Annotated in this window: 1 protein-coding gene; it reads right to left on the bottom strand. The window is 44.0% G+C overall.

The features are described from left to right. Nucleotides 1-1,039 (bottom strand): muconate/chloromuconate family cycloisomerase (locus AC1M84_RS14215; RefSeq protein ID WP_481595226.1); only part of this gene is annotated, 1,039 nt, incomplete at both ends.

Genomic DNA, 1,039 nt, shown 5'->3' on the forward strand with positions numbered 1-1,039 from the left:
CCTTGAGGCAGATGTAATTCGAAATCACGATATTGAAGCGGGGTCTTTAAAATTTCGTCAGTTAACAGCAATGGACCAAACAATTCAGTGCCATATGCCAAATTCTCAAAGGTCGAGAACAAATGTGCAGAAGCGATGGTGCCAACAGAACCTTCAAGCATCGTGCCACCATACAGATCTACACCAGCGAGGTTTGCAATGGTTGCTACATCACGACCTTCGAGTAGGCCACCAGACTGAGCAACTTTTACAGCAAACACAGAAGCAGCATTGCGCTTTGCTAAACGATAAGCTGTACTTGGACCCATCAATGACTCATCCGCCATAATGGCAATATCAAAACGACGAGTTAAACGCTCCATGGCATCAATATTGTCAATCGCACATGGCTGTTCAATTAGATCCACACCACCATCTTGCAGCAGTTGAATACCTTTGATCGCTTCTAACTCAGACCAAGCACGGTTCACATCGACACGGATAGAAATATCAGCGCCTAACGCTTTTTTGATGGTGAGAACATGCTCAACATCTGCTTCTACAGCACGAGAACCAATTTTTAATTTAAAGAAGTTATGACGTTTAGCTTCGATCATCTTTTTCGCTTCAGCGATATCTTTATCCGTATCACCAGAAGCCAACACCCAAAGTACAGGGACGCTGTCACGCAGACGGCCACCTAACACTTCAGACAGAGGCAAGCCTAAACGTTGAGCTTGAATATCGAGTAAAGCAGTTTGAATGGCACATTTTGCAAAACGGTTGCCATTAATATTCTTCTTCAACACTTGCATAATTTGAGCAACGTTGAGATCAGTAAAAGTTTTGAGTAGTGGAGCAAAATAAGTATCGATATTGGTCTTGATACTTTCAGGGCTTTCTTCACCATAGCCTAAGCCACCGATGGTGGTTGCTTCGCCCCAACCAATGAAACCATCCGAAGTTTCGATTTTAATGAGGACTAAGGTTTGAGTTTGCATCGTTGCGACCGCCATCTTGTGTGGGCGGATCGTCGGGATTTCAACGAGCAAGGTTTCAA

This window comes from Acinetobacter sp. 24-47-66 (assembly GCF_056779755.1).